Origin of the sequence: Streptomyces sp. NPDC048417, from assembly GCF_040651615.1 — a bacterium.
Taxonomy (GTDB): domain Bacteria; phylum Actinomycetota; class Actinomycetes; order Streptomycetales; family Streptomycetaceae; genus Streptomyces.
The window spans coordinates 21,839-44,410 of sequence record NZ_JBEZKI010000015.1 but is presented as its reverse complement, the minus strand read 5'-3'; the positions used below and the strand labels follow the sequence as shown (position 1 = coordinate 44,410).

Annotated in this window: 19 protein-coding genes; 9 read left to right on the top strand and 10 right to left on the bottom strand. The window is 71.8% G+C overall.

The window, feature by feature from the left end; all coding sequences use genetic code 11:
• Positions 1-192 precede the first annotated feature (192 nt).
• The 3 genes from AB0D59_RS23715 (at position 193) to AB0D59_RS23705 (ending at position 2,854) form a co-directional block, all read left to right on the top strand.
• Positions 193-1,233 (top strand): LacI family DNA-binding transcriptional regulator, encoded by a 1,041-nt coding sequence (locus tag AB0D59_RS23715; RefSeq protein WP_362569127.1) that lies wholly within the window; start codon positions 193-195, stop codon positions 1,231-1,233.
• A 235-nt stretch (positions 1,234-1,468) separates the two neighbouring features.
• Complete coding sequence (locus AB0D59_RS23710) at positions 1,469-1,834, top strand: hypothetical protein (protein WP_362568637.1); 366 nt, start codon at positions 1,469-1,471, stop codon at positions 1,832-1,834.
• Positions 1,835-1,897: 63 nt separating this feature from the next.
• Positions 1,898-2,854: a helix-turn-helix domain-containing protein gene (locus AB0D59_RS23705; protein ID WP_362568635.1), complete on the top strand. Its 957-nt coding sequence runs from the start codon at positions 1,898-1,900 to the stop codon at positions 2,852-2,854.
• A 149-nt stretch (positions 2,855-3,003) separates the two neighbouring features.
• Here the strand turns inward: AB0D59_RS23705 and AB0D59_RS23700 are convergent, their stop codons facing one another.
• The 5 genes from AB0D59_RS23700 to AB0D59_RS23680 form a co-directional block, all read right to left on the bottom strand.
• A complete protein-coding gene (locus tag AB0D59_RS23700) occupies positions 3,004-4,890 on the bottom strand; it encodes an MFS transporter (RefSeq protein WP_362569124.1) in 1,887 nt (628 codons plus the stop codon).
• A 112-nt stretch (positions 4,891-5,002) separates the two neighbouring features.
• Positions 5,003-6,208 (bottom strand): FAD-dependent oxidoreductase, encoded by a 1,206-nt coding sequence (locus tag AB0D59_RS23695; protein ID WP_362568633.1) that lies wholly within the window; start codon positions 6,206-6,208, stop codon positions 5,003-5,005.
• Entirely contained in the window at positions 6,205-6,414 is a 210-nt protein-coding gene (locus AB0D59_RS23690) for a ferredoxin (protein ID WP_362568631.1), read from the bottom strand. Before AB0D59_RS23690 ends, AB0D59_RS23695 begins: the two co-directional genes overlap by 4 nt.
• A 35-nt stretch (positions 6,415-6,449) precedes the next feature.
• Complete coding sequence (locus AB0D59_RS23685) at positions 6,450-7,691, bottom strand: cytochrome P450 (protein ID WP_362568629.1); 1,242 nt, start codon at positions 7,689-7,691, stop codon at positions 6,450-6,452.
• 83 nt (positions 7,692-7,774) lie between these two features.
• The gene (locus tag AB0D59_RS23680) at positions 7,775-8,263 is read right to left on the bottom strand and encodes a MarR family transcriptional regulator (protein WP_362568627.1); all 489 of its coding nucleotides are present in this window, start codon (positions 8,261-8,263) and stop codon (positions 7,775-7,777) included.
• Positions 8,264-8,476: 213 nt separating this feature from the next.
• Between AB0D59_RS23680 and AB0D59_RS23675 the strand changes: the two genes are divergently transcribed.
• Positions 8,477-8,887 (top strand): ATP-binding protein, encoded by a 411-nt coding sequence (locus tag AB0D59_RS23675; protein WP_362568624.1) that lies wholly within the window; start codon positions 8,477-8,479, stop codon positions 8,885-8,887.
• Positions 8,888-9,028: 141 nt separating this feature from the next.
• On the top strand, positions 9,029-10,024 hold the full coding sequence (gene gap / locus AB0D59_RS23670; protein ID WP_362568621.1) for a type I glyceraldehyde-3-phosphate dehydrogenase: 996 nt from the start codon (positions 9,029-9,031) through the stop codon (positions 10,022-10,024).
• 63 nt (positions 10,025-10,087) lie between these two features.
• On the opposite strand, the gene AB0D59_RS23665 is transcribed toward gap, so the two are convergent.
• Positions 10,088-11,692 (bottom strand): MFS transporter, encoded by a 1,605-nt coding sequence (locus AB0D59_RS23665; protein WP_362568618.1) that lies wholly within the window; start codon positions 11,690-11,692, stop codon positions 10,088-10,090.
• A 454-nt stretch (positions 11,693-12,146) separates the two neighbouring features.
• Positions 12,147-12,596 (bottom strand): TetR/AcrR family transcriptional regulator C-terminal domain-containing protein, encoded by a 450-nt coding sequence (locus tag AB0D59_RS23660; RefSeq protein WP_362568615.1) that lies wholly within the window; start codon positions 12,594-12,596, stop codon positions 12,147-12,149.
• A gap of 20 nt (positions 12,597-12,616) precedes the next feature.
• On the opposite strand from AB0D59_RS23660, the gene AB0D59_RS23655 reads away from it, so the two are divergent.
• Together AB0D59_RS23655 and AB0D59_RS23650 are read left to right on the top strand one after the other, a co-directional pair.
• Positions 12,617-13,120 carry an iron-sulfur cluster-binding domain-containing protein gene (locus tag AB0D59_RS23655; RefSeq protein WP_362568612.1) on the top strand — a complete coding sequence of 168 codons (504 nt, stop codon included), beginning with the start codon at positions 12,617-12,619 and terminating at the stop codon, positions 13,118-13,120.
• A gap of 31 nt (positions 13,121-13,151) precedes the next feature.
• On the top strand, positions 13,152-13,847 hold the full coding sequence (locus AB0D59_RS23650; protein WP_362568609.1) for an MSMEG_1061 family FMN-dependent PPOX-type flavoprotein: 696 nt from the start codon (positions 13,152-13,154) through the stop codon (positions 13,845-13,847).
• A gap of 9 nt (positions 13,848-13,856) precedes the next feature.
• On the opposite strand, the gene AB0D59_RS23645 is transcribed toward AB0D59_RS23650, so the two are convergent.
• Positions 13,857-15,374: a hypothetical protein gene (locus AB0D59_RS23645; protein WP_362568606.1), complete on the bottom strand. Its 1,518-nt coding sequence runs from the start codon at positions 15,372-15,374 to the stop codon at positions 13,857-13,859.
• A 482-nt stretch (positions 15,375-15,856) separates the two neighbouring features.
• Here AB0D59_RS23645 and AB0D59_RS23640 point away from each other — a divergent pair, with 482 nt between their 5' ends.
• Entirely contained in the window at positions 15,857-16,057 is a 201-nt protein-coding gene (locus AB0D59_RS23640) for a hypothetical protein (RefSeq protein ID WP_362568603.1), read from the top strand.
• On the opposite strand, the gene AB0D59_RS23635 is transcribed toward AB0D59_RS23640, so the two are convergent.
• Entirely contained in the window at positions 16,054-18,480 is a 2,427-nt protein-coding gene (locus tag AB0D59_RS23635; RefSeq protein ID WP_362569121.1) for a SpoIIE family protein phosphatase, read from the bottom strand. The two genes, AB0D59_RS23640 and AB0D59_RS23635, sit on opposite strands and share 4 nt — an antisense overlap.
• Positions 18,481-18,741: 261 nt before the next feature.
• Here AB0D59_RS23635 and AB0D59_RS23630 point away from each other — a divergent pair, with 261 nt between their 5' ends.
• A complete protein-coding gene (locus AB0D59_RS23630; protein ID WP_362568600.1) occupies positions 18,742-20,826 on the top strand; it encodes a SpoIIE family protein phosphatase in 2,085 nt (694 codons plus the stop codon).
• Positions 20,827-20,835: 9 nt separating this feature from the next.
• Here the strand turns inward: AB0D59_RS23630 and AB0D59_RS23625 are convergent, their stop codons facing one another.
• Positions 20,836-22,497: a hypothetical protein gene (locus AB0D59_RS23625; protein ID WP_362568597.1), complete on the bottom strand. Its 1,662-nt coding sequence runs from the start codon at positions 22,495-22,497 to the stop codon at positions 20,836-20,838.
• Positions 22,498-22,572 lie beyond the last annotated feature (75 nt).

Genomic DNA, 22,572 nt, shown 5'->3' with positions numbered 1-22,572 from the left:
GCGTCGGAATCGTGGCATCCGCTCCTGCGGCCGTCAAGGTTTCCCGCTCCGTAACATCCGGTACGCGAAGGAGACTTGAGGGGTGAGGCGATGGAGCTGAACGAGCCGGGGCCACGCGTCCCGCCGGCCACGGGCGGTGCGCGGCGGGGCGGTTCCGGGGTGCCGGGCGGGCGCCGTAAGCAGCGGGTCTCGATGGCGGACGTCGCCAAGCTCGCCGGGGTCTCCTCACAGACGGTCTCCCGGGTCTCCAACGGCCATCCCGGGGTGATCAGTTCCACCCGGGAGCAGGTGCTGGCCGCGATGCGGGAGCTCGGCTACCGGCCCAACAGCGCGGCCCGCGCCCTGCGTTACGGCCGGTTCAACACCATCGGCGTGATCCTGTTCAGCCTCTCCTCGACGGGCAGCAGCCGGACCGTGGAGGCGATCGCCACGCACGCGGCGGCCGAGGGGTACGCGATCACCCTCATCCCCATCGACGTGGCGACGCAGGACAACGTGCTGGGGGCCTTCACGCGGATGGGCGAGCTGGCGGTGGACGCCGTCATCGTCATCATGGAGATCCATCTGCTCGACACCAGCACGGTCCAACTGCCGCCCGGCGTCCATGTCGTGGTCGTGGACTCGGACGCCGGGGACCGCCACAGCGTGGTCGACACCGACCAGGCCGACGGCGCGCGGAAGGCCGTTCGGCATCTGCTGGAGCTGGGTCATCGGACCGTATGGCATGTGACCGGTCCCGGGACGTCGTACGCGGGCCAGCGCCGCACCCAGGCCTGGCGGGCCGCACTGGAGGAGGCGGGACGCCCGGTTCCGGCGCCTGTGGACGGCGACTGGTCGGCCGAGTCCGGTTACGCGGCCGGACTCGCCCTCGCCCAGGAGCCGGAGTGCACCGCGGTGTTCGCGTCCAACGACCAGATGGCCCTGGGCCTGCTGCGCGCCTTCCACGAGCAAGGCCGGTCCGTGCCCGCCGACGTGAGTGTCGTCGGGTTCGACGACACGCCCGACGCGGCCTTCTTCATCCCGCCCCTCACCACCGTCCACCAGGACTTCGCCGAGGTCGGCCGCCGCTGCGTCGAGGGCGTGCTGCGCCAGATCCGCACCCGGGACGACTCCCGTCCCGGCACCGATCTCGTCCCGGCCCGCCTGGTGGTCAGAGACAGTACCGCTCCCCCGCGCACTTCACCGGGCCGCGGACAGCCGCCGCAGTGTCCGCCTCGGACGGGCAGGTACTGACGTCGGATTCGCCGTTGCGGTTCCGGGAGCGGGCGGAGGTCGAGGCGGACTGGTCGCGGCGGGGTTCACGCTGCAGGTGGTTCGGGCCGCGCCCGACCGGCCGGGGCGGGAGTTCGTGTCCCTTGGTGCGGCGGCCGGGGGGCGGGTGAGGTACATGGTGCGGGGTACCCGGGTGCCGAACGCGGTGAACGGCACCGCACTGACGTGGAAGGTCAGGCGTCGAAGCCCCATGTCCATGACGCATCCTGCCGAGCGCACCAGCAATGGCCGGGGCTGGTTCGAGCGGCTGGCGGAGACGGCCTCGAACGTCACCAGTTCCCTGCTGTTCATGTGTTTCTGCCTGGCCATGGTCGCGGCCTTCGTCGCCGTGCACTTCTCGGGCCTCGATCTGAGCTGGCAGCTCCTCGTCGGTGATGTCATGACCTCCCTGAACCTGCTGCTGCTCGCCCTGCTGAAGAACTCCGAGCGTCGCGCGGAACACGCCATCCAGCGCAAGCTCGACGGCATCGCCGCCGCGCTGCTCGATCAGCGCGCGGGCGAGACGCAGGAGGACGCGGCGGCGGAGCTGCGCAAGGTGATCCGGATGGAAGAGGAACTCTGACGCCGTCGAGCCCGGTGTGCGGGCCGTACCGGGCACCGGTCGCGTCCTCGTACCCTGTTCGACGTGGCTCCCACCCGTCTGCATCGTGTCGCCGTCCTCGTGCTCGAGGGGGCGAAGCCCCTCGACGTCGGTATCCCGGCGCAGGTGTTCACGACCCGGGCGAGCATGCCGTACGAGGTGCGGGTGTGCGGTGCGGCGCCCGGTCTGGTCACCGGCGGCGACGGGCTGTCCTACCACGTCGCTCATGGCCTCGACGCGCTGGAGTGGGCGGAGATCGTGTTCGTGCCCGGTTACCGGTTCCCCGACCGGGAGGACCCGCCTCGGGCGGTCGTCGACGCGCTGCTCGCCGCGCACGACCGGGGCGCGCGGCTGGCGGCCATCTCGACGGGAGCCTTCGCGCTCGCCGCGACCGGGCTGCTCGACGGCCGGCGCGCCACCACGCACTGGCACTACACGCGCGCGCTCGCCGAGAAGCACCCGCTGGTCAAGGTCGACGAGAACGTGCTGTTCGTCGACGAGGGCGGCGTGTTGACGTCGGCCGGCGCCGCCTCGGGCATCGACCTGTGCCTGCACATCCTGCGCGGTGACCTCGGGGTGGCCGCGTCGAACCACGCGGCCAGGCGGCTGGTCGCGGCCCCCTACCGCAGCGGCGGCCAGGCGCAGTACGTGCCGCGCAGTGTGCCCGAGCCGCTCGGTGAGCGGTTCGCGGGGACCCGTGAGTGGACGCTGCACCGGCTCGGCGAGCCGCTCACCCTCGATGCACTCGCCCGGCATGCGGGGGTGTCGGCGCGTACCTTCTCGCGGCGGTTCGTCGAGGACACCGGGTACACGCCGATGCAGTGGGTGATGCGTGCCCGGATCGACCTGGCCCGGGAACTGCTGGAGCGGTCGGAGCGGAGCGTCGAGCAGATCGCCGACGACGTCGGTCTCGGCACCGGGGCGAATCTGCGGCTGCACTTCCAGCGGATTCTCGGTACGACGCCGAGCGACTACCGGCGCACCTTCGCCAAGGGCGAGTAGCCGCCCCAGGACGGCGCCGGTCGAGCACGTGCTCTCGCTCGACCGCCCCGAGGGTTCCCGACTTCGCCCACGCGGTGCGCATCCACCGGCTCATCGCCGGCATCGAGGCCGCCGCCCACCGACGACCGCCAGGCATGACGTCGACGCCGTCAGCCGGCGCCCTGGCCTTCGGCCTTCCCGCCCCGGTCGCGTTCGGCGCGCTCACGGACGCAGCCGTCGCGGTGCTCGGCAGGGCTCCTTTCGAGGCCGGGGGCGGGAGGCCGGACGGCTCCCGGCCGTTCGTGCGGCACCGGAATGCCGCCGCCGCGCGCGGGCTCGCATTGTTCGGCCACCGCTCCCCGCGATGTCCCGACACGCCGGGCGGCGCGGGCTGCCGCTCGCGTGATCCCGGTGCGTGCACGGATCAGCGAAGCGGCCGCCGCGATGAGGGCCATGACGATGGCCAGGGCGAAGACGACGACCAGGCCGTCGTGGAAGGGACGTGCGATCAGGTGGGGAAAGAACTCCCGCCCGGTCAGAAGGGCGGCGTCGGCGGCCGGCAGGTGGCCGAGGAGGGCCGGGCCGAGGAGCTGCCGGATGGGGTTGTAGCCGAGGAAGGCGGCGAACAGGACCTCGACCGGCGGCAGCGAGGCGACGTGGTGAGCGGCCGGCGCGGGCACGTTCTGGGCGGTGAGACCGGAGGTGAGGGTGTGCGGCAGCGAGCCGGCGAGTCCGGCGACCATCAGGGAGAAGAAGATCCCCAGGGACAGCACCATGCCGGCGTTCTGGAACGTGGCGCGCATGCCGGAGGCGGCACCGCGGGCGTCCGGCGGGACGCTGGACATGATGACCGAGGTGTTCGGCGCCGCGAACAGCCCGTTGCCCAGGCCGTTGAGGAAGATCAGGGTGGCGAAGGGGCCGTAGGAGAAGTCGGTGGGCAGCAGCAGGAGCCCGGCGAAGGAGGCGGCGGTCACGAGGCAGCCCGCGACGGCGAACGGCCGGGCTCCGAATCTGTCCGACAGGGCTCCGGACACCGGCCCGGCGGCCAGGAAGCCGATGGTGAGGGGCAGCAGGTAGAGGCCGGCCAGCAGCGGGGTGTCGGCGTAGTCGTGGCCGTGCAGCGGCAGCCAGATGCCCTGCAGCCAGATGATGAGCATGAACTGCAGGCCGCCGCGGGCGATCGCGCCGAGCAGCGTGGCGGCGTTGCCGCCGGCGAAGGAGGCGTTGCGGAACAGCCGCAGCGCGAACATCGGTTCGCCGGCCTTGGTCTCCACGGCGCAGAAGACGGCCAGCATGAGCGCGCCCCCGATGAGACCGGCAAGCACCCAGGGGTTGGTCCAGCCCATCGTGTGGCCGCCGTACGGCTGGATGCCGTAGGTGATGGCGGCCAGCACCCCGGTGAGCCCGGTGGCGAAGGTGAGGTTGCCCCACCAGTCGATCCGCCCGGGAGCGCGGATACCCGTCTCGTGCAGTGACTTGTACGCCCATACCGTGCCGATCAGCCCGATGGGCACGTTGACCCAGAAGACGGAGCGCCAGTCCCACTCCACGAGCACGCCGCCGAGGACCAGTCCGAGGAACGAGCCGGAGATCCCGGCGACCATGTTCACGCCGAGCGCCATGCCGCGCTGCCGGTCGGGGAAGGCGTCGGTGAGGATGGCGGTCGAGTTGGCCATCAGCATCGCACCGCCGACGGCCTGCACGATCCGCCATCCGATCAGCCACAGCGCCCCGGCCGAACCCTGGAGCGGGTCGACGGAGAGGATCACCGAGGTGACGGTGAAGATGACGAACCCAAGGTTGTAGACGCGTACCCGGCCCCGCATGTCGCCGAGCCGGCCCAGGGCCACGACCAGCACCGCGGTGACGAGCAGGTAGCCCATCAGCATCCACAGCAGGTAGTTGACATTGCCCGGCCGCAGCGGGTCGAGGTGGATGCCGGTGAAGATGCCCGGCAGTGAGATCAGCACGATCGAGGTGTTGATGCTCGCGATCAGGACGCCGAGCGTGGTGTTGGTCAGCGCCACCCACTTGTAGCGGGGGTGGTCGGCGCCGATCCAGGTGCGGCGACCGCGGGCCCGGACGCCGGGGGCGCTGCCTGCGGGGCGGGGACTTGGGTCGGTGGTCACCGGCGCTCCTCCCTCGTCGCTTCCGATGAGGAACCGGCGGTCAGTTCACGATGGCCGGGCTGCGCTCGGGGGCGGCCCGGAACGCTGTCCACGGCGTGCGGTCGACGACCAGGCGGCGCAGCGTGCGCACCTGGCGCGGGGCGTTCCAGCCGAGTACGCCGACCACTCTCCCGTGATGTCCGTAGGCGGCGGCGAAGTGGCCGTCCGAGGGATCTCCGTGGACCAACCGCAGCTCCGCACCCGGCGGAAAGATGCCGTACGCCTGGATCCTGGTGTCGTACTGGTCGGTCCAGAAGTAGGGAACGGGAGCGAACGGCGTGGCGTCGCCGAGCAGGTTGCCGGCCGCGGCCATGGCCTGTTCGGTGGCGTTCATCCGGTGCTCGAGGCGCATGCGGGTGCCGAAGTGCGGGTTGGGCCAGGAGGCGACGTCGCCGGCGGCGTAGATGCCGGGTGCGGTCCGGCAGTACGCGTCGCACTCCACTCCGTCTCCCAGGCGCAGGCCCGAACCCGCCAGCCAGCCGGTCGCGGGCGTGGCGCCGAGGGCCAGGACGACGACGTCGGCCGGCAGCGTGGTGTTGTCGCCGAGTTCCACTCCGGTCACCCGGCCGCTCGCGCCGCGCAGACGGCGTACCGGCACCCCACAGCGCAGCCGCGTTCCGTGGTCACGGTGCAGGTCGGCGACCAGTGCGCCGAGCCGGTCCCCGAACGGGCGCCGCACGGGGACCGGCTCCGGCTCCACCACGGTCACCTCCAGGCCCATGGTCCGGACGGCCGCGGCGACCTCGGTGCCGAGGAATCCGGCCCCGACCACGACCACCCGGGGCCCGGCCCGCAGCGCGGCACGCAGGGCGATCGCGTCGTCCAGCGTGCGCAGGACGTGGACTCCGGCCAGGTCGCTGTCGGGCAGGCGCCGGGGGGCCACACCGGTGGCGATGACCAGCGCGTCGAAGGCGACGCTCGCACCGTCGGCCAGCCGCACCCGGCGGCGCGGGACGTCGAGGGCGGTGGCGCGCTGTCCGAGCCGCAGCTCGGCGCGCAGCCGCGCGAGATCCGGCAGCGAGCGCAGGGTGGCCCGTTCGGGCGCCCAGGCGCCGGTCAGGATCTGCTTGGACAACGGTGGCCGGTCGTACGGCGGACGGGACTCCGCGCCGATCAGGGTGAGGGTGCCGCCCCAGCCCCGGCGGCGGATGGCCTCGGCCGCGGTCAGTCCTGCGGCCGAGGCTCCCACGACGACGATGCGCTTCACCGTTCGCCCCCCTGTTCCTCCAGCCAGATCGCCTGGGCCGGACAGAGGGCGGCGGCCTGCCGGACGTCGTCCTCGACGCCCTCGGGCGGCGTCGCAGCGAGCAGGACGACGATGCCGTCCTCCTCGCGCTGGTCGAACACCTCCGGCGCGCTGAGCACGCACTGGCCGGAGGCCACACACTTGTTCTGGTCGACGATCACCTTCATCGGATTCTCCTTTCCTGCACGGCAGTCGGCCGTGGTCACCAGGTGACGGGCAGCTCGTAGACGCCGTAGACGTTCCCGTCGTGCTTGAACGGGATCCGGTCGAGATCCACCGCGAGCCGCAGCGTGGGGATCCGGCGGTAGAGGGTGCTGTAGACGACCTGCAGCTCCACCCGGGCCAGCGGCTGGCCCAGGCACTGGTGGACGCCGAAGCCGAAGGCCACGTGGTGGCGGGGGTTGCGGTCGATGTCCAGCCGGTCGGGGGCGGGGAAGACGTCGGCGTCGCGGTTGGCGACGTCGCCTGCGAGGACGACGCCCTCGCCGGCGCGGATGGTCACGCCGCCGGCCTCGATGTCCTCCAGGGCCACCCGGCGGCGTCCGCTGTGCACGATGCTGAGGTAGCGCAGGAGTTCCTCGACCGCCGAGGCGACCGTCTTCGGGTCGTCGCTCTCGCGCAGCCGGGCCAGCTGGCCGGGGTTCTGCAGCAGAGCCAGGGTGCCCAGCGCGATCATGTTCGCGGTGGTCTCGTGTCCGGCGATCAGCAGCAGCATTCCCGTACCGGCCGCTTCGGCCCTCGGGAGTTCACCGGTCCTGACCCGCTCGGCCAGCGTGGAGAGCAGGTCGTCGGCCGGGTGGGCCGGCTTGCCGCCGATCAGCCGGTCCAGGTAGTCCATCAGCTCCTGGGTGGCCGCCCGCGCCTGTTCCACGGTGGTGGTGCGCCTGATCAGGATCTTGCTGTTGGCCTGGAAGAAGTCGTGGTCGGCATACGGCACGCCGAGCAGCTCGCAGATCACCAGTGACGGCACCGGCAACGCGAACTCCTGGACCAGGTCCACCGGCCTGGACCCGGCGAGCATGGTGTCGATCAGACTGTCGACGATCTTCTGGACGGCCGGCCGCAGCGCCTCGACCCGCTTGATGGAGAAGGCCGCGGTCACCATCCGGCGAAGACGGGCGTGCTCCGGATCGTCCATGTTGATGAATGCCCGCGCCTGCTTCCGCCGCTCCATCGTGGCCGGGCTCTGATGGGGGAAGTGCGGGTGGGTGCTGTCCGAGCTGATCCGGGGATCGGCCAGCAGCGCCCGTACGTCCTCGTAGCGCGTGACCAGCCACGGGGTACTGCCGTCCCACAGCCGGACCCTGCTGAACGGGGCCCGGTCCTGCAGGGCACGCAGGGTCGGCGGCGGGTCGAACGGGCAGCAGGCCGCCCGGGGCATCGGGTAGTCCGGCAGCTCGGTCGGCAATACGTCGGTGCCAGGTGCCGCGTAGTTGGTGCTCATGGGTTCTCCGTCCTCTCCGGAAAGGTGGTTCGGGAGGCAGGTCCTGCCTGCAGGAGGAGACATCGAGGAGCGGGCCCGGAGGTTCAGACGGCCGGCGGTCCGCCGCCGTCCTTGACGGCGGTCCGCGGATCCGTCCCGAGCATGCGCCGGATGATGGGCATGACCGTGTGTACGGCCACTCCCAGCACCTGCACGTCGTGCTCGGGCAACCTGGCCAGCAGTTCGGCGAGCCGGACGTCCCCCGCCCGGCGGTGCTCGGCCAGGAGTTCACGCCCGGCGTCCGTGATGGCGACGAGGCGGACCCGCCCGTCCTCGGGATCACTGACCCGCGATGCCAGGCCCTGGGCTTCCAGCCGCTGCACCAGCACGGTCATCGACGGCTGGGTGACCCCCTCCGCCGCGGCCAGCGTGGTCAGCCGGACCGGGCCTTCCCGGCCGAGTTTGCTGAGCGTGGCGGCGGTGGTCAGGCTCATGCCCTGCCAGGTGGACATGATGTGCCGGACCAACCCGGTGGTCAGCTCGTGCAGCGCCGCCGCGACCCGCTGGGCTCCTTCTTCGGATGTCTCATCCATACCCACATTCATAACACGATCTATATACAACGTCTATGTAGCTTGGATAGTAAATGTCCATATTCTCCAACGCCCCAGCAGGGGTCCGGAAGGGCCGTGACGGGCATGGCGCCCGCCATGAACTAGGACATTTCAGAATCTATATAGACAAACTATATAGAGAGTGCTATAGATGGTGGCGAGCCCTTCGGGGGTGCCGGAACGGAGAAGGTGATGACTGTGACCGGCGCCTGCACCCCGGCCCTCGCCTGGCCCCTGACCCACCGCCCGGAAGCCGCCGGCGAGGCCCGTCAGATCACCAAGGACGCACTCGCCCGGTGGCGGGTCGCCGACGACCCGGCCGACTCGGTGCTGCTGGCCGTCTCCGAACTCGTCACCAACGCCGTGGAGCACGCCCAGCCACCACTGAACCTCAGGCTGAGCCATGACCTGTACACCCACCAGGTGCACATCGAGGTCTCCGACGGAGGCCCGGCGGCCACGGACGGTGACTGGGCGGCCAGTTGCACTCCCGACGAGCACGGCCGCGGCCTGGAGATCATCGACTTCCTCACCACCGCACACGGCGACCGTCTGGAGCGGGGCCACGCGATCCACTGGGCCGACGTGTACGCCGCCGCCTGACCGCGACTCGAGCGGTCGGGCGCCACCCGCGAGGTGGGCGTGCGGCGGGCTGGCGGGATCCTTTTGAACCATGGCGGTCTCGCCGCTGTCGTGTCCGGGCGCGGCTCGCGAACCTGGTGGCATAGCGAAGGGACACCACTTATGACTCGTATCGCCATCAACGGATTCGGCCGCATCGGACGCAATGTGCTGCGTGCGCTGCTGGAGCGGGACAGCGACCTGGAGGTCGTCGCCGTCAACGACCTCACGGAGCCCACGGCTCTCGCACGGCTGCTGGCCTTCGACTCGACGGCAGGGCGCCTCGGCCGCCCGGTGACCGTGGACGGGGACGTCCTCGTCGTCGACGGCCGTCGTATCAAGGTGCTCGCCGAGCGCGAACCGGCGCAGCTGCCGTGGGCCGAACTGGGCGCGGACATCGTGCTGGAGTCGACCGGCCGCTTCACGTCGGCGAAGGCAGCCCGCGCCCACCTCGACGCGGGCGCGAGGAAGGTCCTGGTCAGCGCGCCGTCGGACGGTGCCGACGTCACGCTCGCGTACGGCGTGAACACCGGCGCCTACGACCCGGACACGCACACGGTCGTCTCCAACGCCTCGTGCACGACCAACGCGCTCGCGCCGCTGGCCGCCGTGCTCGACGAACTCGCCGGTATCGAGCACGGGTTCATGACCACGGTGCACGCCTACACGCAGGAGCAGAACCTGCAGGACGGTCCGCACCGCGACCCTCGTCGTGCCCGTGCCGCCGGTGTCAACATCGTGCCGACCACGACCGGCGCCGCCAAGGCGATCGGCCTGGTGCTGCCGAACCTCGACGGCAGGCTGTCCGGTGACTCGATCCGGGTGCCGGTGCCGGTGGGCTCGATCGTCGAGCTCAACACGACGGTCGCCCGTGACGTGACGCGCGACGACGTGCTGGCGGCGTACCGGGCCGCCGCGGCAGGGCCGCTCGCGGGCGTCCTCGAGTACTCGGACGACCCGCTGGTCTCCTCGGACATCACGGGCAACCCTGCCTCGGCGATCTTCGACTCGGCCCTCACCCGCGTCGACGGCCGCCACATCAAGGTGGTCGCCTGGTACGACAACGAGTGGGGCTTCTCGAACCGGGTGATCGACACCCTCGAACTGCTCGCACGCTAGCGGGCCGAGCGCCGAGCGGAGCGGCGGGCCGTCATCGGCCGGCCGGCCGCTCCGCGGTGCGCCTCAGCTCGCGGCCCCGGCGGGATGTGCCGTCGCCTCCGCGGTCGCCTGCGGGGCCCGTGCCGGGCGGATCCCGATCAGGGCCACGGCGATGACCGCGGCCGCCAGCATCCCGATCCCGCCGACGAGGGCGCAGGTGTGCAGGGCGTCGGTGAAGCTCGCGCCGTAGGCGGCCTGGGCCTGGCCGGTGCTCTCGGGGGTGTTCAGGTGCAGGAAGGCTCCGGCCTGGATACCGACGCTGGAGACCAGTCCGCCGACCTGCCCCTGGTCCGCGGGGCTCAGCCCGGACGAGGCGAGGTGTCCGGGCAGGGTCGCCAGGGTGCGGTGGGTGAGGATGACGCCGAAGACGGCCGGGCCGAGGGCGCTGCCGATCTGGCGGAGCGCGCTGTTGGCCGCGGCGGCGGTGCCCCCGAGCCGGTGCGGCAGGGCGTCCATGGCGATGGTGGTGATCGGCGCCATGGCGAGCGCGATGCCGATGCCGAGCACTCCGATGACCAGGGCGGCCTCACCGGTGCCGGTGTCGGCCTGGAAGACGTTCATGATGAGGGCGCCGATCCCGCCGATCACCAGACCGGTGACCAGCAGCAGCCCGGGCGTGGCCCGGTTCATCAGCCGCCCGACCAGCGGGCCGAGCACCACCGTGAAGCCGTTGATGGCGATGAGGCGAATGCCGATGTCCAGGGTCGAGGCGTGGTGGACGAGCCCGAAGTACTCGCTCAGCGCGAAGACCAGGCCGACCTGGGCGAACAGGGTGACGGCCATGACGAGCGCCGCCCCCGAGAACGCCGCGGACTTGAACAGGCGCATGTCCAGCATCGGGCAGGAGGAACGGAGTTCCACCAGCACGAAGCCGACCGCGCCGCCGGCGGCGGCCACGAAGGCGATCACGGCCTGGGCCGACGACCAGCCGTCGCTGCCGCCCTCGATGACGCCGTAGACCAGCCCGGTGATGGCGACGATGGCCAGGAGCTGCCCGGGGACGTCCAGGTGGCGTTCGCGCTCCGCGCGGGAGTCGGTCAGCACGGCGGCCCCGATCACCGCGGTGGCCACGCCGACGACGAGCGAGGGCAGGAAGATCCACCGCCAGCTTGCGTGCTCCACGATCACGCCGTTGACCACCGGGCCGAGGGTGAGTCCGAGGCCGAGGGCGGCCGTCCACAGGGCTATCGCCCGGGCACGCTTACGGGGGTCCGGGATCACATGGCCGATCAGGGCCAGTGTGGACGGAAGCAGCGCGGCCGTGCCGACGCCGGTGAGTGCCTGGCCCACACAGACCTGGACGACGCTGCCGGCGGTCAGGCACACCACGCAGCCGATGCAGAACAGCACCAGCCCGGCCAGATACGTCTTCTTACGGCCGTACAGGTCACCCACCATGCCGCAGGTCAGCAGCAGTGCGGCGGTCGGCAGGATGAAGGCGTCGGTGATCCACTGGAGCCCGACGGTGGAGGCGTCGAGTGCCTGTTGCATGACCGGAAGCGCGACGGAGACACCGACGACGGGCAGGTAGGAGACGAACACGCCCAGGCAGGCCAGCACGACGGTGGCCGTGAGGTGCCGGGTGCCCGTGTCGGGCGGCGCGGACGGGGACGAGGCAGAAGAAGGCATGGCCACAGGGCACCTCGAAGCAGTGGAGTGACAGGGCGACGTGCTGGGGCGGTGATCGGCGGCCCGTCGACTCCCGATCGACTGGCGCGCCGCGGCTCTACCGCCGGTCCGACAACGCGGACCCGGTCATGTCGATCCCGTCGGCCGGCCGCGCGGCGCCTGCGCGGTGGGTTCGGCCGGAATCTCCATTGACGTGGGCCAGTTCTGTCGGGGCGAGCGTTACGGACCGTATACCGAGGCGTGGCCTGCGGAGATGCCCTTGGGCCTGCAACCTAAGGTGAACGCCGCTGACGCCTGCCCCAGCGCGTGCCGACACGGCGGCCCACCGGTTCCGGAACTTCCGGCAGGCGCCCCGAAGCCTTCCTCTCTCACGTCGGCACCGTGTTCCCCACGCGCCCTCGTCGACGTCCGGTGGGCGGGCGGCGTTCGAGGACGTTCGTGGCCGCCAGCGCGCCTACTCGGTTCGGGACAGCTCCGCCCGCAGCGCGGTCACTTGCATGTCGAGGGCGAATTCGAAGCGCTCGTCGAAGGTGCCGGCGGTGATGTGGGCAGACGCCTCCCGCAGCGCGGGGAACTCCGCGTCGTCGAAGGCGGTCGCGGGGTCGGGCGCCTCGGCAGGCTGGGCCTGCTCTTCCTGTGTGATGCCCAGGATCAGATAGAAGACCGTCCAGTTGGCCCAGGCCGCGGTGCGCGGCGGGAAACCGGCGTCGAGAAGGGTCTGGATCATCGTGTCGGCGAACCGGTAGGTGTTGGTCTCCGTCGTGGCGAGCCCCGCGATCAACCGCGCCGCGTCGCGATGGGCCAGGATCGCCCTCCGGCACCAGCGGGCCAGCGCCCGGACCCGCTCCTCCCAGGGAACGGGCAGGGCGTCGGCGTCCAGACCCGCGAGGATCGCGTCCGACATGAGGACGAGCCGCCGGCTCGATGGCCTTCCTGGACGAGCTGGCCGGCCATCCCGACAACGTCCGGCTCTACCCGAAGGACCGGGGCGGGCGGATCCCGCTGGACGAGTGGCTGGCGCGGCCGCGTCCCGACACCGCCGTCTACGCCTGCGGCCCGGAATCCCTGCTGACCGCGGTCGAGGACGGGGCCGCGCACTGGGCTCCCGGCTCGGTGCGCCTGGAGCGGTTCCGGCCGCGCCCCAAGCCGGCCCGCCCCGACACCGAGGTCGAGGTGGTGTGCGCCCGGTCCGGGCGCGCGGTGACCGTGCCGGCCGGCCGGAGCATCCTGAGCGCGCTGGAGGACGCGGGTCTGCCGGTGACCGGTTCCTGCCGCGAGGGCGTCTGCGGCACGTGCGAGACCCACGTCCTCGACGGCGAGCCCGACCACCGCGACGACATCCTCACCGCCGAGGACCGCGCCGCCGGCGAGCGCATGTACCTCTGCGTGTCCCGCGCCCGGAGCGGACGCCTCGTCCTGGACCTGTAAGGACCCCCGAGCCACCGCCAGGAGGGCCGCCATGAGCCGCCACGACTTCACCCGCGCCGCCCCCGCGGCACGGACCGCTGCCGACGACTACCGCCCCATCGCCATGGACCGCGTCCGGGAGATCATCGGATACCCGGCGCCCTTCATCGCGGACAAGAAGGAAGACCACCTCGGCGAGTTCATCACCAGGTTCATCGCCCACAGCACGTTCTTCTGCCTCGCCACGGCGGACGACGCCGGACACCTCGACATCAGCCCCAAGGGCGATCCCCCGGGAGCCGTACGGGTGCTCGACCCGTGGACCCTGGCCGTCCCGGACCGTCCCGGGAACAAGCTCGCCGACACGTTCGAGAACCTCACCCGCAACCCGGGGGTGGGCCTGGTGTTCCTCGTGCCCGGACTGCGCGAGGTCGTACGCGTGAACGGGGACGCGTTCATCAGCGACGACCCCGAGCTGCTGAACATGCTCAGCGCCGACGGCAAGCCGGCCGTGCTGGCGATCGTCGTGCGTGTGCGGGAGGTGTTCTCCCAGTGCGGCAAGGCGGTGATCCGCTCGAGGCTGTGGGAGGGCGACCCGCGTCACCTCGCCGACGCCGTCCTGCTCGGCGGCGACTTCTACACGATGCATGTCGCCGAGAACGCCGCCAAGATGGCGGACAACCTCGGCGACCGGCTCGGGGAGCTCACCGCGATCGCCGAGCAGCAGTACCGGCACAACCTCTACTGAACAACCCGCTCAGTAGGTCGACCCCAGCGTCTGCGTCGTGTACGCGCACTCCGTGTAGATGTAGCCGTAGCGCAGTTTGGCGGTGTCGGAGCCCGGGGAGGCCGTGCTGTCGTTCTTCGGTTTGTGCACGAAGTACGTGGTGCCGGGCGGGAGGCTGATCGTGCGCTGCGGATAGTTCTTGCCGCTGTCGCTGCACGGCTCCCAGCCGGGCGTGATGGAGCTGACGAGCGAGTACGCCTTGCAGCTGCCGCACGCCTTCAGGGTGAAGCTGCCGGTCACCGGGCCCGTGTACAGGACGGTGATGTCGTCGGGGCTGTCGTTCTGGACGGTCACCGAGATGCCGCCGCCGGATGCCATGGTGGGCAGCTTCTTGCCGGCCGCCGGGAGCGTCTGGGCGACCTCCGCGCCGATGGCGATCTTGCGGGCGCGGTCACGGTTCCTGTCGTGCGGGCTGTCGGAGACGAACTGCCGCATGGTCTCCTGCGCCTGCGCGTAGTCGCCGTCCTGGTACTGCTTGACACCGCAGGTGTACGCCCCCGCGTCCCCGCTGCGGTCGGCCCGGCCGGCGACCTTGACCAGGCCGGCGGCCTCGGCGCCGGTCCCGTTCGACAGCTGGATGATCTGGGTGTTCAGTGTCTGCAACTGCTTGACGGCGCCGCAGGGATCCTTCCCGGAGACGGCCTTCGCCGCCTTCTTCTCGGCCGCGTCGACGGCGGGGACGACCTTGGCGGCCTGGCCGGAGTCGGGGAAGGTGTCCAGGAGTTCGCCGAACTGGGGGACCCAGTCGCCCTCGTCGGCGGCCAGGCCGCCCGCTCCGCATTGGTACAGCGAGGTGGCCAGCCGGTCGTCGGGCCAGTGCGTGAGCGTGCCGAGCTGGTCCCTGGGCATGGAGTTGGGCACCGTCCGCAGGTATTTCAGCGGTGCGACCGCCGTGCAGTAGTCCTTGTGACCGTAGGCCGCCGCGACCGTCGTGTAGTACGTCTTCATACGGTCGGGGACCTGCCCGGCGGCCCGGGAGCCGGAGTGGTGGACCGCGAGGTCACGGTAGACGGCCAGGGCGTCCTGGAAGTCGGACTTGGCGGTGGTGAAGTCCTTCCGCCCGGCCGCGTCGACCCGTTTGTCGGCGACGTCGAGTCGGTCTAGGAGCGCGCGTTCGACGGCTTCATCGTGGGCACTGTCGTACCAGAGCGCGCCACCCACCGGGACGGCGAGGAGGACGACGCCCAGCACGAGTGCGGCGGGCCGCTGCCCCGGCCACACCAGCCGGGTGCGCAGGCCGACGGCCGCGCCGTGGAGGGCCGCCAGCAGCAGGAACACGGCGTAGACGACGAGCGCCGATCCGGGTACGCCGTCGGCGTCCGCGGGCAGGGCGACGAGCAGCAGGACGGCGGTCGCCGCCAGACACGCGGCCAGCGGGATCCATCGTCGGACGAGCAGATAGCCGAGGCCGAGGCCGGTCAGGTTGAGCAGGGCCACGGCGGTGGCACGCAGGGCGTCCGGCGGGGCGGGCGGCGGACTCGACGGCATGGGCGGCACGAAAGGACCCGGGAGCCGGAAGCCCGGCTGCGAGTCCCCCGGGGCCGCGAAACCCTGGCCCGGAGAACCCTGTCCGGGCAAACCCTGGTCCGGGATCCCGAAGCCGGGAGGGCCTTGAGCCGACGCTCCCTGAGGCGCCGGACCCTCATGCGAAGATCCCTGACTCGGCGGTCCCTGACTCGGCGGTCCCTGATGCGGACCGTAGGCATCCCCGGACATGGCGGCCCCCCCAATTGCTGCCGAATCCTTCGGAATTGACAGCGTACGGCCAAGCGTGCGAATTCGACAGGTGTCCGGCCGCCCGTCCCGCCTCCCGTCCGACCGACATCGTTGTCCGAACTCGGTCTGGCCGGCCTTCGTGCCACCCTGGGCCACGGCCGAGGCGGACGGCGACTCCCGTGGCTGCCGGGGTTCTTGGGCAGCAGGCGCTGCCGGTCGACGTGCCGCACCGACACGGACCAGGAGGAGGCCCTGTGCTGACACGCCCACACCTCAGAACGCTCTGGCGGCATGCCGTGGCCGCCTGCGCCCCGGCCGTCCTCGCGGCCACGGCGCTCGCCTTCCTGCGGCACGTCGACGGCGGACTGTGGCCGGCCCGACTCGGCGGCCCGCACGACGGGGACAGCCCCGCCTCTTTCAGGGCGGACACGGCCTGGGCCGTGGCGGCACCCTAGTGCGGGATCTCCTGCTCGGCCCAGATGATCTTGCCCTCCGCGGTGTAGCGGGCGCCCCAGCGGTGGGAGAGCTGGGCCACCAGGAAGAGGCCGCGGCCGCCCTCGTCCATGCTGCGGGCGTGCCGCAGCCGGGGTGCGGTGCTGCTGGCGTCGGCGACCTCGCAGGTCAGCCGGGAGTCCCGCAACAGCTTCAGCCGGATGGGCGGTTCGGCGTAGCGGATGGCGTTGGTCACCAGTTCGCTGACGATGAGTTCGGTGGTCATCGCCAGCTCGTCGTAGCCCCATGCCGCCACCTGCCGGGCCGCCCGGGACCGGACGTCGGCGACGGCGGCCGGGTCCACGGGCACCTCCCAGGAGACCACGTGGTCGGCGCCCAGGGCGTGGGTGCGGGTCAGGAGCAGGGCGATGTCGTCGGGCTGGGGCACGGGGACCAGTTGCCGCACGGTGGCCGTGCACAACGTGGCGAGGTCGGCGTCGGGGCTGGCCAGTGCGGCGCGCAGGCGGGCCATGCCCCGTTCGACGTCCTGGTCGGCGCCTTCGATGAGGCCGTCGGTGTAGAGGCCGAACAGGCTGTTCTCGGCGAGTTCGATCTCGGTGGCCTCGAATGCCATGCCGCCGAGCCCGAGCGGCGGTCCGGCGGGCATCTCGGCGAACCAGGCCCGCCCGTCGGGTGCCACGACGACCGGCGGCGGGTGTCCGGCCCGGGCCATGGTGCACCGCCGGGTCACCGGATCGTAGACCGCGTACAGGCAGGTCGCCCCCACGAACGTGGCCGTGCTGTCCTGGGAGGCCGTGCTCCCGCTCGACTCCTCCCCCAGCCGCAGCACCAGGTCGTCGAGGTGGGCGAGGAGTTCGTCGGGGGGCAACTCCATGTCGGCGAGGGTCTGGACGGCGGTGCGCAGCCGGCCCATGCTCGCCGCCGCGGTGAGGCCGTGGCCGACCACGTCGCCGACGACCAGGCCGACCCGGGCGCCGGACAGCGGGATCACGTCGAACCAGTCACCGCCGACGCCGTCGGTCGCGTCCGCCGGCAGATAGGAGGACGCCACCTCCACGGCCGTGCCGCCTGTCAGGACCTGGGGCAGCAGACTGCGCTGCAGGGTGACGGCCGCCGTGTGCTCCCTGGTGTAGCGGCGCGCGTTGTCGACGCAGACGGCGGCGCGCGCGACCAGTTCCTGGGCGAGCAGGACGTCGTCGGGCTGGAAGGAGACCGGGTTGAGCGAGCGGGCGAACGTGGTGAGGCCCAGGGCGGTGTTGCGGGCCCGCATCGGGACCGAGATGAGGGAGTGCACTCCGAACTCCCGCATGCGCGCGATCCGCTCGGGCTGCTCGGCGAGCCACAGGGGGTCCTCCGGGTCGAGCTCGGCGATGAGGATCGGCTCGCCGTTGACGAGCAGGTCGATGCCGTGCGCCGGGGGCAGGAAGTCCACCGGGTCACCGATGTGCGCCACGACCTCGGGGTTGCCGTCGCGGACGGTCCTCAGTGCGGCACGCCGCATCACCGGCCCGGTGGGCGCCGGGGCGGCATCGCTCAGCCAGGTGCCGAGGTCCTCGGTGCTGAGGACGGGCTCCAGGAGGTCGACGACGACGAAGTCGGCGAAACGGGGGACGGCGAAGTCGGCGAGTTCCTGGGCGGTGCGCAGCACGTCGAGGGTGGTGCCGATCCTGGTGCCGGCCTGGTTGACCATCGACAGCCGCTGGCGCGCGTTCCACCGCTCGGTTACGTCGGAGACCATGTAGCAGACCCCGGTCACGGAGTCGTCGGCGTCGACGAGCGGGAAGAACGAGGTGGAGTAGGCACGCTGGCGGTGCGGATCGGCCCAGCTCCAGCCGATGTACTCGTAGTCGGTGACCGGCTCGCGGGTGGTGAGCACCTTGCGCATCAGGCTCTCGATGGTGGTCGCCTGCAGCCCGGGCAGCAGCTCGCGCAGCCGGCGGCCCAGGCGCTGTTCCCGGGGCACTCCGCCGAAGCTCTCCAGGGTGTCGTTCAGCCACACGTAGCGCAGCTCCGGGTCCATCACGGCCATGCCGATCGGCGAGCGGGTCAGGAACCCGTCGAGGACGGACTGGCCCACCGTCCACTGCGGCCGCCGCTCACGGGCGGAGAGGAGGAAGCACTCGTCGCCGTCGATGTGGAAGGCGGCGGAGACCCGCAGGTCCACGTCGAGGGTGCGGCCGTCGCGGTGCCGTACCGGGATGAGCCCGCTCCATCCCACGCCGGAGCGGCAGCGCTCGGCGACGCCGGCGGCGCGCGCCGGGTCGGCGCGCATGGCGAGCAGCTGTGCCGCGGGACGGCCGACCACCTCGGCGGCCGCGCGGCCGAGCAGGGCCTCCGCACCACGCGTCCAGCCGATCACGACGCCCTCGGCCGACAGCACCGCCGCCGCGTCGCTGGAGGCGTCGAGGAGGTCGCGCGGGCCCATGGAGGGCGGCGCGTCGAAATCTTCTCGCGGAAAATCCATTGGCTACATCCTCTACGTACCCCAATGTTCCTGCTTGTCCACTTGATGCGCACAGCTCCCAGGGGAACGCGGGCGAGGGCTTCGAGGTCACGCGGGTGCAGGGCGGGAGCCCCGCGCTGATCGGGGTACTCGGCCCGGGTCGGCGCGGTCGGGCGGCCGGGGGCAGCATGGAAGTGCCGTGGCAGCGGTGTCGGCCCGCCGGCCGGTGGAGGTGGTTGAGGCATGGCTGTGGGATTCCTGCGGTCCGGTGGCCCGGACGGCTCGGGCGGTGAGAAGTACGGCCTCGGCGGAGCGCGTCCGACCGGTCTGCTGGACGTGCTGAGCGTGGCCGCGGTGGCCCTGGACTCGCAGGGCCGGATCGTGTTCTGGACCCCGCAGGCCGAGGAACTCTTCGGCTACACGGCCGAGGAGGCCCTGGGCAAGAACGCGGCGCGACTGCTCGTTCACCCGGAGCATCTGAAGGCCGCGGTGAACGTGTTCATGGAGGTGCTGGAGACCGGCCACAGCTGGGCCGGCGCCTTCCCGGTCCGGTGCAAGGACGGCGGCAGCCGGCTGATGGAGTTCCGCACCATGCGGCTGCTGGACGATCTCGGCGACGTGTACGCACTGGGCATCGTGGCCGACCACACCATGCTCCAGCGGGTGGAGACCGACCTGGCGCTGTGCGAGCGGTTGATCAACCAGTCCCCGATCGGCCTGGCCCTTCTCGACCCGGATCTGCGCTATCTCCTGGTGAACCCGGCGCTGGAGCGGATCGACGGCGTCCCCGCCGAGGAGCACATCGGCCGCCATCTGCGGGAGACCCTGCCGTTGCCCGACATCGACAGCGTCGAATCGGCGCTGCGCCAGGTGCTCACCACCGGCACTCCGCTCCTCGACCAGTATCACGTGGGCCGTCCGCCGACCGATCCCGAGCACGAGCACGCCTGGTCGCTGTCGTTCTACCGGCTGGAGGATCCCGGCGGCCGCGTCCTGGGCGCGGCGACCTCGGTCGTCGACGTCACCGAGCGGCACCGGGCGGCCGCCGAGGCCGACCGGGCCCGGCGCCGGCTGGCCCTCATCGCGGACGCCTCGGCCCGGGTGGGCACCTCGCTGGAGGTGGAGCGCACGGCGCACGAACTGGCCGAGATCGCCACCCCGGTCCTCGCGGACGTGGTCGCGGTGGACGTGCTGGACTCGGCGCTGGCCCTGCGCCGTTCCCGCAGACCGGAGAACGGTCCGGAGCTGTTCCGTGCCCTCGCCATCGAGGCGGCCCATCCGACGGTCGCGCTGCGGGCCGCCGACCCGCCCGGTGACCTCGCGGCCTACGAAGGCGACCGGCTGGTCACGCTGTGTGTGCACACCGCGCGGCCGGTCCTGGTCCCGCGGGTCGGCGCACACGATCTGCCACGCATCGCCCGCAACGCGGAGGCGGGCGAGCTGCTGGCGGAGGCCGGTGTGCACTCGTATCTCGCGGTGCCGTTGATCGCCCACGGTGAGGTGCTCGGCGCCCTGGACCTGAAGCGGACCCGCAATCCGCTGCCCTTCGACGAGGACGACGTCGTCCTCGCCATGGAGCTGGCCGGCCGTGCCGCCGTGGCCATCGACAACGCCCGCTGGTTCCAGAGCGTCCGCAACACCGCCCTCACCCTCCAGCGCAGCCTGCTCCCCGACCACCCGCCGCACCACACGGGCCTCGAACTGGCCTCCCGCTACCAGCCCGCCCAGGCGACCAGTGAGGTCGGCGGCGACTGGTACGACGTGATCCCGCTGTCGGAGGACCGGACCGCGCTGGTCGTCGGTGACGTGATGGGCAACGGCATCGACGCGGCCGCCACGATGGGCCGGCTGCGCACCGCCACCTGCGCTTACGCGGACCTGGAGCTGCCCCCGGCCGCGGTGCTCCAGCACCTGGACAAGATCACCTGCGATCTGGAGCACTACATCGTCACCTGTCTCTACGCGGTGTACGACCCGCGCACCCGGCGCTGCGAGATCGCCAACGCGGGCCACATGCCGCCCGCACTGGTGCACCGCGGGGGGAAGCCGGCCCTGCTGGAGCTGCCGCCCGCCGCCCCGCTCGGCGTCGGCGGCATCCCCTTCGAGACCAGCACCATCGACCTCGCCGCGGGCGACCTCCTGGTCCTGTACACCGACGGCCTCGTGGAGACCCGCCGCCATCCCATCGACGACCGTCTCGGCGTCCTGCTCGGCTTCCTGGACGAGCCGAACCGGCCGCTGGAGGAGACCTGCGACCTGCTGCTGCACGGCCTGCGTCACCCGGACGACCACGACGACGTGGCACTGCTGGTCGCGCGGACGCTCTGAACCGGCTCCCTACGGCGTACGACAGCAGTCGGTACGGCAGAAGCAGGAGGCGCCGATCGGTACGTCCGCCGTCGCCGCCGCGAGCTTCAGCTGCTGGGCCACGATCCCTGCCTCACCCTCCTTGCCGAGCCGCTGGAGGCATTCGTGGAAGCCGTGCAGGGACCAGACGTTGCCCGGGTGCTGCAACGACCGGGGCAGGGTGTCGTCCAGGCCGAGGTCGGCCCGGTAGACCGCCTCGGCCTCCTCGACCCGGCCGCGCTCCAGGAGCAGGGCGCCGTAGGCGTGCCGGGTGGGCTGCATCCAGCCCCAGGGTTCGTCGTAGGGAAGGTGGTCGTCCAGGTCGGTCGACCGGCGCAGTTCGGCGAAGGCGGTGTCGTAGTCGCCCCTGCGGTAGGCGAGTTCGCCGTCGAGCATGGCGGCGGCGATGGCCAGGATGTCGGCGCAGGTGTTGTTGAACAGCATGCGGGTCCCGGGGACGGCGGCGGCCGCCTCCCGGAAGCGGGCGCGGTCCGCCCCGGCCTCGGCGGTCCGGCCGGTGGCGGAGTGCGCGACACCGCGCGCGTAGTGCAGCATCGCGGTGGTCACGCAGTACAGCCGGGGGTCGGCGGGCAGCGGCAGGCGCAGGATGTCGTCCCAGCGGCCGAACCGGATCAGGACGTGCACCCGCATCGCCAGGAAGCCCTCCAGCCAGTCGGCCATCGGCGGGCTCTGCACGCGCAGCAGCTCTTCGGGTACGGCGGCTTCGAGCCGTTCGGCCGTGGCGAGGGCGTCCTGGAGGCGGCCCAGGAACATCGCGCCGTAGATCCGGAAGTGGAGGTTGTGGCAGCGGTAGAGGGTGTAGAAGTTCATCGCCCCGGCGCGGGCGTGGTACTTCTCGTCGGCGGCGGCGGCCGCGGCGTTGTCGGAGATCACGCGCCGGTAGTCGCCGCAGAGGACTTCCAGGTGCGAGGGCATGTGCTGGAGGTGGCCGGCGTCGGGGACCAGGTCGCGCAGCAGGTCGGCGACGGGCAGGGCGGCCTCGGGGGTGGGCGACATCTCCATCAGGTGGATGAAGAGGTGCAGCAGGCCGGGGTGGCGGGTGCCCGCCTCGGTCCCGAGGGCCTGTTCCAGTACGGCCCTGGCCTCCGGCGTCCGGGCGCCCTCGGCCGGTCGGCCACTGCGGATGTCCCAGAGCTGCCAGGGGGTGAGGTTCATCAGGGCGTCGGCGTACAGGGTGGCCACGTCGAGGTCGCCGGGCGCCAGTTCGTACACCCCGCGCATGCTGTCGGCGTAGGCCGTGCTCCATACCGAGCAGGCCTCCGCGTCGGGGGCCGCGGCCTGCGGGTAGCGGGCGCGCAGCGCCTCCACGAGGGCGCGCTCCACGGGGGTCGCGTGGACGGCCTTGGCGTGGGCGCGCTCCACGGCGGCGTGCGTACGCTCCACCGTGCGCGCCAGGTCCTCCTGGTCGAAGAACTCCCAGGGCTTGTTGTAGTTGGGGCCGAGGGCATAGGCCACACCCCAGTCGGCCATGGCGCACTCCGGGTCGGCCGTGCCGGCCGCCTCGAAACAGCGGACGGCCTCCTCGTGGTTGAAGGCGTAGGTCCAGATGAGCCCCCGGTCGAACCACGTCTGCGCCTCGGGGGACGACGTCGTCACGCGCCGGCTGTGACTGCCCAGGTCGTAGTAGTCCACGCCCACGAACCTAGCGGTGCACAGCGCGCGAAGGATTCGTGTTCATCCGAACTCATGAGGACGGCGCGGCGGTCG